Below are 14,170 nucleotides of genomic sequence, written 5' to 3'. Positions count from 1 at the left end.
ATTTGAAGCAACCGCCGCGCGCAGGAGCGCCGCCCACACGTCCTTTTGAGACGCGCCGCGTAACGATCAAGCGCGCTTGCGCGTAGGCGCACCGAGGCCTTTTTTCTGGAGACGGGCGAACCGCATGGGACTGCTGCACGACCGGACCGGCCGCTTCTCGCCGCTCTTGACGCTCACGCTCGTCGGGCTTTGCCTGCCGGCGGCGTGGCTCGCCTTCCGCGCCGCGCACGGCGATTTTTCGGGCGCGGCGCCCGCGGGCCCGCCTGGCCTGCCGCCGGGCTTCGCCGACGGCCCCGGGATCGGCGGGCCGGCCGCCGGCTCCGGCTCGACCCCCTTCGGCCCGGCGGCCGCGCCGAGATTCGGCGCGCCGGACGGCGGCCCGGGCGGCGACAGCGCGCGGCCGATCTACGCCGCGATCCATCTCACCGGCGACTGGGCGTTCCGCTTCCTCATCCTGTCCTTGATGATCACGCCGTTCCGTCGGCTGCTGCACTGGCCGCGCCTCGTGCTGACGCGCCGGCGCATCGGCCTCGCGGCGCTCGCCTATGGGCTTGGCCATCTCGGGCTCTACGCGCTCGACCAGGAGTTCGTGGTCTCGAAGATCGCGAGCGAGATCGCGCTCAGGATTTACCTTGCGATCGGCCTCGTGGCCCTGCTCGGATTGATCGCGCTCGGCGCGACCTCTTGGGACGGCGCGGTGAAGCGCATGGGCGCGCAGAATTGGAGCCGGCTGCACCGCCTCGCCTACCTGATCGCCGGCCTCGCGACGCTGCACTTCTTCATGCAGACCAAGCTCGACGTCTCCGAGCCGACGCTGATGTGGGGCCTGTTCCTGTGGGCGATGGGCTGGCGCTGGCTGCAGCGCGACGGCGAGCGAGCCGTGAGCCTCGCCTGGCTCGCCGGGCTTGCGGTCGCCGCGGCGCTCGCCACCGCGCTTTCCGAGGCGATCTGGTACGGGCTCGCCACCGGCGTCGATCCGCTGCGGGTGCTGAAGGCGAACTTCACCACGGTTCTGGGCCTGCGGCCCTGCTGGCTGGTGCTGATCTTCGGCCTGGTCGCCGCGGCCTCGAGCCTGATCGGCGCGCGCCGCCGCGGCGCGCCAAGGCCGAGGGCCGCAGCGCAGGACAGACCGTCTCGGAAGGAAAGAATGGTGCCCGAAACAGGGAGGTTTAGATTTTGTAAGTCATTGAGATAACGCAACTATTCTAGCAAACGATTTTTCCGTACCGTCAAAAATACCGTCAAAAAATGTGTCATTTTTGCACCACATTTTTTGCGGGTTGGGCATCAAACTTGTGAAGATTTGGCACCTCTGCAGAGCCGCAAAACAGGTGCCTCAACCCTTCGCTCGCGGCTCGGTCGGCATCGCGAAAATACCCGCAGCACGCACCCGGTCCTTCGCGTCCTGCCGAATCGCTTGAGTGGCTGAGTCGACAAAAGAGATCACCTTCGGGCGCTCCCATTGCTGGGCGTCGTGGGCTTTCCGCGGCTGCTCGGTCAACTGAAGTGACAGTTGTGGCTCCGTACGATCCTTCCGCTTAGACACTCCATCGCTCCCGTCAGACGATCATCACGCAAGCGGAGCTTGCTCCTTATCAGACAAATCCGCAATCACTTTTGCCTCGTAATCGGCCATGCTATCCAATGGCATGCTAAATAATGGCACGGACGTTGCTGGATTAGTTCGAATAACTTTTCCAGATCTCTTTCGTTCGGCTCCTGATTTGAAAAGTTTTACATAATTCGACGGCGCGACGCCGTCGTATTGACGGAATACTACGCGCGTACGGTCTTCAGGATCTTCCGAGATGGCGTCATCATGCAATGAAACCGCGAGGCTTTTATCATATGGTTCGATATAGATGACTGATTTGATGCCAGCGGCAACAATATGCCTAGCGCAATTATGACATGGATACGTATTCGTATACAATGTCGCTTTATATATAGATCTTTTCCCTTCTCGCGCTACAGTTAGTATCGCCTCCATCTCTGCATGGATGGCCCTGGAATACTCGATCAATGAGTCGACTGCTGTGCCCTTAAATATTTCACGGACGTCAGCCCGACTGATGCCTCGCTTCAGCATGCCAGATTTGACGACACTGTCCGTTATTTCCTCAAGTATCCCGAGTCTTCTAGTCTCATTGTGACAAACGCATCCTTTCCACTTAAAGCAACGATTGTCTTTATCAACTAAAGAGCCCTTTTCTGCATCCCAAACGGACTGATCATCTTCATTGTACAGCCCGCCACCGAATTTTGGTACGTCATTCCACCCGACGGCAATCAACTCGCCATTCTCGGCCACAATAGATGCACCCACTTGACGTGACATACATGCAGAGTTCGCTGCCGCGGAACTCGCCTCGTACATTGCCGACTCGGCTCGTGTAGGCGTATGAACGCCTACACCGAATAGAATGTGCAGATAGCGCGATATATTTTGTCTCAACTCGTCCTTTTTCTTATCGTTGCATAAAAAGAAATCAGACTGGACGAATATTTTTCGAGTTTTCTGACCAAAGGTTGCAACTTCCCCTCGGTCACGGTTCATAATATTCGAGACGGATAATTCGGGAACACCTCCGTCTTTCAGTCGACTTGACCGCAACTGATCCGGCGCAAAAACGCCAAATATGCAGACCATCTCGCCATAAACTTTTTTGAATAAATCGATTTCGTCGACATGCTTTATCGAGTCAATTATGTAAGCGCGCCTGCCAGGCTTTAAAACGCCACCCTCGGCGACGCCCCCTTTTTCTTTTCGGAATTTTGCGATCCGCTCTACGGCCTTCTCTGCTAAGTAATTGTTGCCAAATTTCTCTCTAAGTTTGTTGCCAGCAGTTTGCATAACGTCTATATAGTTTGCCGCGTTAGCGGCGGGCAAAGACGTCATGCCAACTCTATGCGCCTCTGATTTTATTATGTCGCTTGGCTTAATGATAGGGCATACTGAATACTTAAATTCGACTTCCATGATCTCTCTAATAAATTCGGCCGCCGTTGAAACTCCTGAGCCCACCGGCCCGACCAACGCGATAATTAGTTCCTGAGATCTACGGTCAGAAATCGTATTTGCGACGGTCGCCTTCGTCGGCAGCGACAGCAAATCGGCGGCGGCGGTGGAACTCACCTTCACTCTCCCTAAGGCATCCCCTGAGGGGACCATTTCATCTGCACTTACGACGTGCGGTTGAAAAGGTCACACCACCGTTCAATCCGAAAAATCCACAGCCGCTCATCAGAGCGCGCTCCCTCGAGCGTGCCCGGTCAGGCGCTTGTAACAATCGATACCGTCAAAAATACCGTCAGAATTGGCGCGATTGGGAGTTACGGCCTGTTACGGCATGATCAGCAAATGGGGAATTTTTGGTTGGAAACTGAGGTGCTTCACGTCTCAGCGCGTTATGCGCTGTTACAGGCTGTTATGCCTTGAGAGGGGATAAAATGGTGCCCGAAACAGGGATCGAACCTGTGACCCCACCCGTGTGAAGGGTGTGCTCTCCCGCTGAGCTATTCGGGCAGACCGGCGGAAGCCGGGTTCTTACTCCCGCCCGCCGCGGATTTCAATCGGGCTTGCGCGGCGATCGAAACGATCTTCCAAACGATCTCGTATGGCGGACCCATGGCCGCCGCTTCAGGGCCGAAGAAGCTGCCCGGCGAGGCCCTTGCCGCGGACCGTATACAGAACCACCGCGTCGCCGGTCGCCAGAACCTGCATCTGCATCTGCGAGAGCTGCGGCGCGCCGCCGTCGACGCTCGAAATCCGCGCCGGCCCGCCCTTCTGCTTCAGCGAAGGCTCGAAGCGCATAAACTTCAGCGCGGTCTCGCTCTCCCCGTCCGGAACCGTCACGCCGACGAGAAAGTCGCCGTTGGGGAGCGCGCGCGCCATGTAGTCGCGCCGGACGAGATCCTTGGCGATCACCTTGGGCTTGCCCTTCGGCTTCCAGTTCGCGGCGTGAAGCTGCGCTGTGAGCTCCGCGCCGCCCTTGGACTTGAGGCTGCGCAGGACGACGATCGAGCCGTTCGGCAGGCCGACGGCCGAGACGAAGGGGACTTCGCCGATCTTTCCCCCATCGAGCGCCCGGAACTCCTTGCCCGACGGCGTTCCGAGCGAATCATAGAGCTGGAAGAACACCGAGGCGGTTCCGCTCGTCTCGTCGCTCGCGGCCTGCTTCAGCATGAAGCCGCTGCGATAGGGCGCGGCGTCGACCAGCACGCGTCCCTCGCGGCTGAAGTCGAAGATGATCGGATCGAGCTCGTTGAGCTTGGTCACGAACCGGCCATAGGCCTCGACCTGGCGGGTCTGGGAGTTCGAGATCCTCCAGTAGGCCAGGCCGCGGCCCGCGGAGAGCCCGATCAGGCCGCCGGCTTCGAAAGTGCCGCTTTCGCTCGTGTCGACGCGGCGTTCGGTCCCTTCGGGCGCGCCCCGAGCCACGGTCTGGGCGAACAGGCCGCCCCACGAATAGATCGTGTTCATCCGGTGGTCGGCGTAACTCACGAGGATCTTCCCGCCGGCGAGCTGCAGCGCGCCGGCCGGGAACGTCCCGGCGGACGGCCCCGGCGCCGGCTTGCTGCGGCCGACGAAGAACGTCTTGCCGAGCGGCTTACCCTTCTTGTCGAACAGGCGGAGATAGGTCGAATCCGGAAAACCGGTCTGGCCGTCGTCGCGGGCCATGACGACGCCGAAGCCGCCCTTTCGCGTTTCGAACAGCGAATGGCGGATCTCTTGGCGGGAGGTCAGCGCGTCGATCGCGAAGGGCGATCCGGACAGGCTCGCGGCCGAGGCCGACGACGCCATGGCGAGCAGCGCCGCCGCAGCGAAACCGATGCGCATGCCATGCCTCCCCGACGATCGTCTCGGCGAAAGGATCATGCGCGACCGAAGGTCGTCCAATCACGACGTCGAAGGTCGAACAAGAAAATCGGACGGCGCCCCGTCGAGCGCGAAAGATGATCGAATGATTATCATGAGGCGGACGGCAGTCGCCGCAGGCGCCGCCGTCCGCCGGATCGTCGCGAAACGACCAAGCCCGGCGGCGTTTGACGCCGCCGGGTTCGTCTTCAGGGCTTGATCACCTGGCCGGTGAGGTCGGCGCCCTTCGAGGTGTAGATCGCGACGAGGTTGCCGCCGTCGAGGCCCACCATCTGCGAGAACTCGGGCGCGGCGACGCCCGCGATCCGCGCCGAGGCGCCGACCTGCTTCAGCGCGGGGCTGAAGCGGCTGTATTCGAGCGCGAGGTCCTTCGCGCCGTCGCGGACCTTCACGCCGACCACGAAGTCGCCGCCGGGAAGCGGGTGGGCGGCGTAAGGCTGGGCGAGCGCCTCCTTCGACAAGGTCTTCGGCTGTCCGAGCGGCTTGAGCGCGCCGTCATGGAGCTGTGCGGTGAGCTCCGCGCCCTTCTTGGTGGCGACGGAACGCAGCACGACGATCTGGCCGTTCGTCAGCCCCATCGCCGAGGTGAAGACGGCGTCATCGAACTTGCCGTTCTTCTCGAGCGTGGCTTCCGCGCTCTTCGGCTTGCCGTTTCCGTCGTAGACGCGGGCGAAGACCGAGGCCTTCTTGAACTTGCTGTCGTACTGGGCGTGCTGGACGATGAAGCCGTCCATGAACGGCGTCGCGCCGGAAAACAGGCTGTCCTTGCGCGTCAGGTCGATGGTCGCGGGGCTGGGATCGCCGGCCTTCGAGACGAAGCGGGCTCCGGCCTTGTTCTTCAGCTGGAGATCGATCGAGCTCCAATAGGCGAGGCCGCGGCCGTCGGAGAGCTGGAGCAGATAGCCGAACGACATCGGCCCGTCGCTCTTGGAGAGCTCGAACGCCTTGCCGGACTTCTTGCCCTTGGCCATCGCCTGGCCGGAGAAAGCCCCGGACGCGCCGGTCGGGCTGAACTTCAGATCGGTGTATCCGGCGAGCGTCTTGCCGCCGCCGAGCGGCAAGCCGCCGCCGGGAACCGTCGAGGCCGGGATGGGGCCGGTCGGAACGCCCTGGAAGACGAGGCCCTTCTTGCCGTTCGGCTTGCCCTTGGCGTCGAACAGCTGGAGGTAGATCGTCTCCGGGGTCTTGTCGCCGTCGCTGTCTTCGGAGAGCACGGCCCCGAAGCCGCCGTCCTTGTTGTTGAACGCGGTCGCCACGACGCTCTGGTTCGGAGCGCTGGGATTGAGATTGAAGGGCGCCCCCGACAGGCTCGTGGCCGATGCGGCCGACGCCCCCGCCAGCAGGATCGCCACGCTGCACGCCGCACTGATGTTCATGCGCATTCTTGTTTCCCCACGGTTGTGCACCGCGGGCGGTCATCTTCCGGCGAGGCTCGGAAGTCCAGATGGCTTGGCTGGGCGCCCTCATCTTTTTTCGCGCGGACGAGACTGTGACCCGGCATGATTATCGATCGATAACTTTCTGGCGCATAAGCATCCTACATTTGAATGGGCGTCTCGGACCGCGCGCCAATACGCTTTGGTTTCATCGCATTGACGCGGAAACCTTAAGCGGCGTTCTCACGACCCGGGAACAGGCGCGCTTCGCCGACGCGCGGCCCGACCGACGGCTTTCGTCGCCCACGACGGTTCGAGCGCACAATAATGTTACCGAGCTTCAAGCAGGAACATTCGGCAAGCCGACACGTTGCGATTGTGTCGTCGACAGACATCGCTCGCCGACCAATGAAAAGACACACATGAAGGAGGACGCGATGAAAAGAATGATTTTGGCCGCTTCGGTCTTTGCTCTGGCGACCGGCCCTGTTCTGGCCCAAACCTCGCCGTCGACAACCGACAAGCCCGCGGCGTCTGGCCAGGGCGGACAAACCGAGAAGATGTCGCCGGGAACGACTGGCGCGATGCAGAATTCGACCGGCGGCGTGGCGACCAGCCCGCAGGACGTCCAGAAGCAGGGCACGGGCGCGACCGCCCCGACCACCGAGGGCGATTCCGGCAAGGCCGGCAAACAGACCGGCGGCGGCGACAAAAAGATGTAAGTCGCCGCGACGTCAGCGGACATTAGGCGAAGGGCCGCTCGATTCTCGGGCGGCCCTTTTTGCGTCCCCTCTTCGGCGCCGCAGCGAGGAAATTCCTAGCCACTCTGACGTTTTCGTGTTCCGATCCTGTGATCGGGGAACGTGAGGGCAAGAAGAACGCAGGAGGACGTCATGCAGTGGCTCAGGCTCACGGCGCTCGGGAACCACGAGATCTATGTGAACATGTCGCTCGCGGTGCATATGCGGCGATTCGGCGAGAAGACGACCATCGACATGCTGACGAGCTCGATGGATCGAACGCATTGCGTCGGCGTCGTCGAGACCCCCGAAGAGATCCTTCAGAAGATGTGCGACTGCGGCTGGGTGTCGAAGCGCGCCGAGGCCGGCGCGGAAGTCGCCCCGCCGGTGTCCCATTGAGGCTTCGGACTTACGACTTCAACGCTTGAGGCCGCTCGCGTCGAGCGCCGCGAGATAGTCCGAGAACATCTCCGCTCCGTCGTCGCCGAAGCGGCGGAGCGCCGTCCAGGTGTAGATGCCGGTGTTGTGGCCGTCGTCGAACACGAGGCGCACCGCGTAGGAGCCCACCTCCTGCACGTCGCGGATAACGACGTTCCGCTTGCCGGGCACGATCGTCTTCTGGTCCGGCGAATGGCCCTGCACCTCGGCGCTCGGGCTTTCGACCCTCAGGAGCTCCGCCGCGATCGCGTGGCGGGCGCCGTCGGCCCAGGCCACCGTGAGGGTCCGCCCGTCGGGCGAAAGCCTCAGCTCGATCGGCCACTCTCCCTCGTTCATGCTCGATCCTTGTTGCGCCCGCGCACCTTTACGGCGCGGCGGGGCGTTCATAGCTTGTAGAACGACTCCAGGACAGAGATAACAGCCGCTCGCCCGCGGCGGGAGCGTCCGGGCGAGAAGGCAGATGAGTATGAGGAACGCGTCGCGCTGATGGACGCCCTTCCGAACATGTTCCAGTCGCCGCTCGTCGACCCGTTCGCGCGGCCGATCACCTATCTTCGCGTCTCCGTCACGGACCGCTGCGATTTCCGCTGCGTCTATTGCATGTCGGAGCACATGACGTTCCTGCCGAAGCGCGATCTCCTCAGCCTCGAGGAGCTCGACCGGCTGTGCTCGGCCTTCGTGGGCCTCGGCGTGCGGAAACTCCGGCTCACCGGCGGCGAGCCGCTGGTGCGGCGGAACCTGATGACGCTGATCCGCTCGCTCGGCCGTCACCTCGACTCGGGCGCGCTCGAGGAGCTGACGCTCACCACCAACGGCAGCCAGCTGGCCACGCACGCCGCCGACCTCTACGCCGCGGGCGTTCGCCGCATCAACGTCTCGCTCGACACGCTCGATCCAGCGAAGTTCAAGGCCGTGACCCGCTGGGGCGACCTCTCCCAGGTGCTCGGCGGCGTCGACGCCGCGCTCGCGGCCGGCCTCAAGATCAAGATCAACACGGTCGCGCTCAAGGACGTCAACGAGGACGAGATCGCCGGCATCGCCGAATGGGCGCATGGCAAGGGCATGGACCTGTCGCTGATCGAGACCATGCCGCTCGGCGACATCGAGGGCGACCGCACCGACCAGTATCTCCCCTTGAGCCTCGTCCGCGCGCGGCTGGCGAGCCGCTGGAGCCTGCAGGACATTCCTTACAAGACCGGCGGCCCGGCGCGTTACGTGCGCGTCGCCGAGACCGGCGGGCGCATCGGCTTCATCACGCCGATGACCCACAATTTCTGCGAAAGCTGCAACCGGGTGCGCGTCACCTGCACCGGCACGCTCTATATGTGCCTCGGCCAGGACGACGCCGCCGACCTTCGCGCCCCCTTGCGCGCGAGCGAAGGCGACGAGCGGCTCGTCGAGGCGATCCGCGAGGCGATCACCCGCAAGCCCAAGGGCCACGACTTTATCATCGACCGGAAGAACGCCCGCCCGGCTGTCGCACGGCACATGTCCACCACGGGCGGCTAGGCTTCTTGTCCCGGACGTGATCCGAGACAAATAGCCGACGGCGCCGGCCGATCAGACGGGGCGGTCGTCGATCTCCTATGAAATCGCATCGGTTCTGGGTCCCGGATCACGTCCGGGACAAGGGCGGGTGCATGCGCCCCAGAAACTCCCGTATCAGCGCCGCCGCCTCCGGCATGTAGCCGTCGCGCGGCCCCCAGACGATCAGCGCCGGCGGACGTTCGTCCCGGAGGTAGACCTGATAGCGCGGGAACCAGTCGAGGTTCGCACTGAGCCCCTCCATCAGGCCGACCGAGAGCGCACGGCGCGCCGCCGTGTCCATCAGCGGCCATGACAGCTTGGCGCGGTCCGCGCGTTCGGGCGCGATGGTCATGGGGCCTCCTGTCCAGCGCTCCGCTGACATCGGGGCTCCCGGCCCGGCTCCCACCCCCGGGCGCTATAATTTTCGTGAATGGCCTCAACAGTTTTCCTGATCGATCGACGCTGTGCGATCTCGCCATGCGGAAAGCGCGGTGGTAAGCAGCGCGAAAGGCGTGGCGGCGGAGGCCTCAAGAGGAGGTTTGCGCTTCGATAAAGCGCTCGAACGGGGAGAAGCCGACAATGGGCGCATTGCTCAGCGTGAGTCGCGTGATCGACGCGATGAACACGGCCATCGGCCGCGCGGCCATGTGGCTGACGCTCGCCGCGGTGCTGATCTCGACCGGCAACGCGATCATCCGCTACGTCGCGCCCCAGTACAGCTCCAACGCGTGGCTCGAAGCGCAGTGGTATCTGTTCGGCGGCACCTTCATGCTCTGCGCGGCCTATACGCTGCTGAAGAACGAGCACATCCGCATCGACGTGGTGGCGAGCCGGTGGACGAAGAAGACCCGCGACTGGGTCGACGTCGCGGGCCACGCGATCGTGCTCGTCCCGTTCTGCCTGCTGATGATCTATGACCTGTGGCCGTTCTTCCTGAACTCGTACCTGTCGGGAGAGATATCCAACAATCCGGGCGGCCTCATCGTCTGGCCGGCCAAGTTCCTGTTGCTTGCGGGCTTCGTCCTGCTGCTGCTCCAGGCGATTTCCGAACTCATCAAGCGTCTCGCCGTGATCCAGGGCCTGATCCCGGATCCTCACGAGGAGAAGCACGAGGGCGACGACGAACCCGTCGTCGCCTGACGCGCTGCCCTTCTTCTCGCTGAAACACCAAGCACCCGGCGGAACACCCGATGGTCGAGTTCTTCACCCACAACATGGCGCCGATTATGTTCGCGGCGCTCGTGATCTTCCTGCTGATGGGCTACCCGGTCGCGTTCTCGCTCGCGGCCAACGGCCTGCTGTTCGCCTTCATCGGCATCGAGCTCGGCCTGTTCGCGCCCGACTTCCTCCAGGCGCTGCCGTTCCGCGTTCTCGGCGTCATGAACAACGAGACGCTGCTGGCGATCCCGTTCTTCACCTTCATGGGCCTGATCCTCGAACGATCCGGCATGGCCGAGGATCTGCTCGACACGATCGGCCAGCTGTTCGGCCCGGCGCGCGGCGGTCTTGCTTACGCCGTGATTTTCGTCGGCGCGCTGCTCGCCGCCACCACGGGCGTGGTCGCGGCCTCGGTGATCTCGATGGGCCTGATCTCGCTGCCCATCATGCTGCGCTACGGCTACGACCGGCGGCTCGCGGCCGGCGTCATCGCGGCGTCCGGCACGCTCGCCCAGATCATCCCGCCGAGCCTCGTGCTGATCGTCATGGCCGACCAGCTCGGCAAGTCGGTCGGCGACATGTATCACGGCGCGCTGGTGCCGGGCCTGGTGCTGACCGCGCTTTACGCCGGCTACGTGTTCCTCGTCACCATGATCAAGCCGGAGTTCGCGCCGGCCCTGCCGCCGGAGGCGCGCTCGCTTCGCGGCGCGGCGCTGCTCGGCCGCGTGCTGTTCGTGCTGATCCCGCCGCTGGTGCTGATCGGCCTCGTGCTCGGCACCATCTTCATCGGCGTCGCGACGCCGACCGAAGGCGGCGCCATGGGCGCGTTCGGCGCGCTCGTGCTCGCGGGCCTCAAGCGCAAGATCAACATGCCGCTGATGCTGCATGCGCTCGACTCGACCGCGAAGCTCTCGACCTTCGTGATCTTCATCCTGATCGGCGCGCGCGTGTTCAGCCTGACGTTCTACGGCGTCGAGGGCGACAAGTGGGTCCAGGGCCTGCTGACCGGCCTGCCGGGCGGCCAGGTGGGCTTTCTGATCGTCGTCAACATCCTCGTCTTCGTGCTGGCGTTCTTCCTCGACTTCTTCGAGCTCGCCTTCATCATCGTGCCGCTGCTCGGACCGGCCGCCGCCGCGCTCGGCATCGACCTGATCTGGTTCGGCGTGATGCTGGGCGTGAACATGCAGACCTCGTTCATGCACCCGCCGTTCGGCTTCTCGCTGTTCTATCTGCGCTCGGTCGCGCCGCGCTCGTCCTACATCGACAAGATCACCAAGAGGCGCACCGAAGGCGTCACCACGGCGCAGATCTACTGGGGCGCGATCCCCTTCGTGGTGATCCAGTGCATCATGGTGGCTCTGGTGATCGCTTTCCCGCAGATGGTCACGCACTACAAGAAGGCCGGGAGCGGGGTCGATCCGAGCACGATCAAGATCGAGATCCCGGACATGGGTTACGGCGATCCCGCGCCTGGAGGCGGCGGAAACGGCCAGAAGACCGACGACTTCGGCATGCCGCCGCCGCCGGACTTCCTGCCCCCGGCGCCGAAGTAAAACGGCGTCCGGCTACCATGTTCCGATCGGCGCGCTAGCTCAGCGCGCCCGAGCCGCCCGCCCCTCCGGCGGGCGGTTTCGTGTCTGGAGGCCTCGATGGATCCCTCGATGCTCGAGCCGATCGCGCTCGCGATCAACCTGTTCGGCCTCTTCGGCTTCGGCAAGGCGCGCGAGGCCGGCCAGCTCGTCGACCAGGGCTTCGTGCTGGTGGAGGACGGCCGCTACGAGGAGGCCGTCGAGGTGCTGACGCGTGCGCTCGCGCTCGATCCGGAGGACGTCGACGCGTTGGAGCGGCGGGCGACCGCCTATCTGATGCTGGAGCAGCGCGCGCTCGCGATCGCCGACCTTCAGACGGCCGCCTCGCTCGCGCCCCAGGCCGCGGAGGTGCGGGCCGGGCTCTGCGCGGCGATCGCCGAGAGCGACCCGGCGGCCGCCATGCCTCATTGCGACATCGCGATCCGGCTCGATCCCGAGGACGCGCCCTCGCTCAACAACCGCTCCACGGCGCTCGGCCTGCTCGGCCGGGACGAGGAGGCGCTCGCCGATCTCGACCGCGCCGTCGCTCTCGCGCCCGACGAGTTCATCTTCCGCGCCAACCGCGCCATCACGCTGGTCGAGCTCGGGGAGTTCGAACGCGCAGCGGAGGACGTCGACTACGCGCTCGCGATTCAGCCGAACGATCCCACCATGATGCTCGCCCTCGCGCGGATCGTCCTCTCGCGCGGCGACGTCGCCGAAGCGCGGGCGCTCGTGGGCTCGGTCCTGAACCGCGGCTCCGACCACGCCGAGGCGCTCGCCGTCGCCGGCTGGGTGTCGCTCGCCGAGGACGCGCCCTCGGCCGCCGTCGAGGCGTTCGACCTCGCGCTCGCTCGTCAGTCGGGCGGGCGCGAAGGCCAGTTGAGGGACCGCGTAAAATGGATGGCGCTCTGCGGCCGCTCGGCTGCGCGCCGCTCCCTCGGCGACGTCGCGGGCGCGGAGGCAGATCTCGGCTCGGCCCGCGACCTCAAGCCGTCGGTCGACCGCGTCGCGGCGGCCTGGGGGCGTCCGCTCAGCTCGCAGCCTTGAGCTGGGGCTCGGCGCTCGCGCCGTTCGAGGGCGCGGCCTCAAGCGCGTCGAGGAAGCTGCGGCACCACCACGCGACGTCGTGCTCGGCGATGCGCTCATACATGCGCCGCCAGCGGTCGAGCCGCTCGTCGAGCGGCATTTCGAGCGCCCGCGAGATCGCGCCCGCGGTGCCGTCGATGTCGTAGGGGTTGGTGATCAGCGCGCCGTCGAGCTCGGCCGCGGCGCCTGCGAAGCGCGAGAGCAGCAGCACGCCCGGGTCGTCCGGCTTCTGCGCCGCCACGAACTCCTTGGCCACGAGATTCATGCCGTCGCGAAGCGGCGTCACGAGCCCGACGCGCGCAAGCCGATAGAGCCCCGCAAGCGCGTTGCGGCCGACGGTTCGGTTCACGTAGCGGATCGGCGTCCAGTCGAGATCGGCGTGCTGGCCGTTCACGCGGCCGGCGAGCTCCGCCACCTCCTTCTCCATCGCGGCGTATTCGGCGACCTCGGAGCGCGATTTCGGGGTCACCTGGAGATAGGTGACCTTGCCGCGCGCCTCGGTGTCGAGCGTCAGGAACGACTGGAAAGCGAGCATGCGTTCGGCGATGCCCTTGGAGTAGTCGAGCCTGTCGACCCCGATGATGAGGCTTTTCCCGACGAGGCTCTCGTCCATGCGCTGGACGAGCGTGTTGTCGTCGGACTTGGCGGCGATGTCGGCGAAGGCCTTGGTCTCGATGCCGACCGGCCAGGCCTCCACACGCACCGCGCGGCCATGGATCACGAAGCGGCCGTCCGACATGCGGCGGCCGACCTTCTCGCGGCGCAGATACGTCTCGAAATTCTCGACGTCGAGCGGGGTCTGGAAGCCGATCACGTCATAGGCCGCGAGCCCGCGCACGAGGTCGGCGTGGTTCGGCAGAACGGTGAGGATGTCGGGCGGCGGGAACGGGATGTGGAGGAAGAAGCCGATCCGGCAGCGCACGCCCGCCTGTCTCAGTTCGTTGGCGAGCGGGATCAGATGATAGTCATGGATCCAGACGACGTCGTCGGCCTCGACCATCGGCGCGAGCAGCTTCGCGAACAGCCGGTTGACGCGGTAGTAGCCGCCGAGCGTCACGCGGGTGAAGTCGGTCAGGTCCATCCGGTAGTGGAACAGCGGCCACAGCATCCGGTTGGAGAAGCCCGCGTAATAGTCCTCGAGATCGCGCTGGCTGAGGTCGACAAGCGCGTAGGTGACCTTGCCGCGCTCAAGCGTGCGGACCTCGCTCGCCTCGTCATGACGGGCGGTGTCGCCGCTCCAGCCGAACCAGACGCCGCCGCGCTCCTCCATCGCGCCTGACAGCGCGACCGCGAGCCCGCCGGCCGGCGGCTGGCCGCCCTTCGGCACCGGCACGCGATTGGAGACCACGATCAGCCGCGACATGGCGCGGCTCCATGCTCTTCTTGGCGGCGCAC

13 protein-coding genes and 1 tRNA gene are annotated in these 14,170 nt (G+C 64.7%); 7 read left to right on the top strand and 7 right to left on the bottom strand.

Annotated features, from left to right (window positions below; translation table 11 throughout):
• The first annotated feature begins 124 nt into the window (after positions 1-124).
• Positions 125-1,195 (top strand): protein-methionine-sulfoxide reductase heme-binding subunit MsrQ, encoded by a 1,071-nt coding sequence (locus ACFOWB_RS06775; RefSeq protein ID WP_378146415.1) that lies wholly within the window; start codon positions 125-127, stop codon positions 1,193-1,195.
• A 375-nt stretch (positions 1,196-1,570) separates the two neighbouring features.
• Here ACFOWB_RS06775 and ACFOWB_RS06770 read toward each other — a convergent pair whose 3' ends face one another.
• From ACFOWB_RS06770 to ACFOWB_RS06755, 4 genes are all read right to left on the bottom strand, one after another.
• Positions 1,571-3,136 carry an anti-phage dCTP deaminase gene (locus ACFOWB_RS06770; RefSeq protein WP_261404043.1) on the bottom strand — a complete coding sequence of 522 codons (1,566 nt, stop codon included), beginning with the start codon at positions 3,134-3,136 and terminating at the stop codon, positions 1,571-1,573.
• Positions 3,137-3,451: 315 nt separating this feature from the next.
• Positions 3,452-3,526 (bottom strand) — tRNA-Val (locus ACFOWB_RS06765).
• 114 nt (positions 3,527-3,640) lie between these two features.
• Complete coding sequence (locus ACFOWB_RS06760; protein ID WP_378146412.1) at positions 3,641-4,840, bottom strand: hypothetical protein; 1,200 nt, start codon at positions 4,838-4,840, stop codon at positions 3,641-3,643.
• Positions 4,841-5,067: 227 nt separating this feature from the next.
• Positions 5,068-6,255, bottom strand: a complete 1,188-nt coding sequence (locus ACFOWB_RS06755) for a hypothetical protein (protein ID WP_261404045.1) — start codon at positions 6,253-6,255, stop codon at positions 5,068-5,070.
• 68 nt (positions 6,256-6,323) lie between these two features.
• Between ACFOWB_RS06755 and ACFOWB_RS06750 the strand changes: the two genes are divergently transcribed.
• On the top strand, positions 6,324-6,977 hold the full coding sequence (locus ACFOWB_RS06750; protein ID WP_261404046.1) for a hypothetical protein: 654 nt from the start codon (positions 6,324-6,326) through the stop codon (positions 6,975-6,977).
• 171 nt (positions 6,978-7,148) lie between these two features.
• Complete coding sequence (locus ACFOWB_RS06745; protein ID WP_261404047.1) at positions 7,149-7,394, top strand: hypothetical protein; 246 nt, start codon at positions 7,149-7,151, stop codon at positions 7,392-7,394.
• A gap of 18 nt (positions 7,395-7,412) precedes the next feature.
• Here ACFOWB_RS06745 and ACFOWB_RS06740 read toward each other — a convergent pair whose 3' ends face one another.
• A complete protein-coding gene (locus ACFOWB_RS06740; protein ID WP_261404048.1) occupies positions 7,413-7,769 on the bottom strand; it encodes a DUF971 domain-containing protein in 357 nt (118 codons plus the stop codon).
• Positions 7,770-7,919: 150 nt separating this feature from the next.
• On the opposite strand from ACFOWB_RS06740, the gene moaA reads away from it, so the two are divergent.
• Positions 7,920-8,942, top strand: coding sequence for a GTP 3',8-cyclase MoaA (gene moaA, locus ACFOWB_RS06735; protein ID WP_261404049.1), 1,023 nt, complete (start codon positions 7,920-7,922; stop codon positions 8,940-8,942).
• Positions 8,943-9,048: 106 nt separating this feature from the next.
• On the opposite strand, the gene ACFOWB_RS06730 is transcribed toward moaA, so the two are convergent.
• Positions 9,049-9,312 (bottom strand): hypothetical protein, encoded by a 264-nt coding sequence (locus tag ACFOWB_RS06730; RefSeq protein WP_378146409.1) that lies wholly within the window; start codon positions 9,310-9,312, stop codon positions 9,049-9,051.
• Positions 9,313-9,578: 266 nt separating this feature from the next.
• Here ACFOWB_RS06730 and ACFOWB_RS06725 point away from each other — a divergent pair, with 266 nt between their 5' ends.
• From ACFOWB_RS06725 to ACFOWB_RS06715, 3 genes are all read left to right on the top strand, one after another.
• On the top strand, positions 9,579-10,100 hold the full coding sequence (locus ACFOWB_RS06725) for a TRAP transporter small permease subunit (protein WP_261404050.1): 522 nt from the start codon (positions 9,579-9,581) through the stop codon (positions 10,098-10,100).
• Between the two features lie 50 nt (positions 10,101-10,150).
• Positions 10,151-11,671, top strand: coding sequence for a TRAP transporter large permease (locus tag ACFOWB_RS06720; RefSeq protein ID WP_261404051.1), 1,521 nt, complete (start codon positions 10,151-10,153; stop codon positions 11,669-11,671).
• A gap of 96 nt (positions 11,672-11,767) precedes the next feature.
• On the top strand, positions 11,768-12,736 hold the full coding sequence (locus ACFOWB_RS06715; RefSeq protein ID WP_261404052.1) for a tetratricopeptide repeat protein: 969 nt from the start codon (positions 11,768-11,770) through the stop codon (positions 12,734-12,736).
• On the opposite strand, the gene otsA is transcribed toward ACFOWB_RS06715, so the two are convergent.
• On the bottom strand, positions 12,720-14,138 hold the full coding sequence (otsA, locus tag ACFOWB_RS06710; protein WP_261404053.1) for an alpha,alpha-trehalose-phosphate synthase (UDP-forming): 1,419 nt from the start codon (positions 14,136-14,138) through the stop codon (positions 12,720-12,722). The two genes, ACFOWB_RS06715 and otsA, sit on opposite strands and share 17 nt — an antisense overlap.
• Positions 14,139-14,170 lie beyond the last annotated feature (32 nt).

The organism is Chenggangzhangella methanolivorans (assembly GCF_042648545.1).
In the GTDB taxonomy this organism is placed as follows: Bacteria; Pseudomonadota; Alphaproteobacteria; order Rhizobiales; family Methylopilaceae; genus Methylopila; species Methylopila methanolivorans.
The sequence above is the reverse complement of the archived record's forward strand: the minus strand, read 5'-3'. Positions and strand labels throughout refer to the sequence as shown.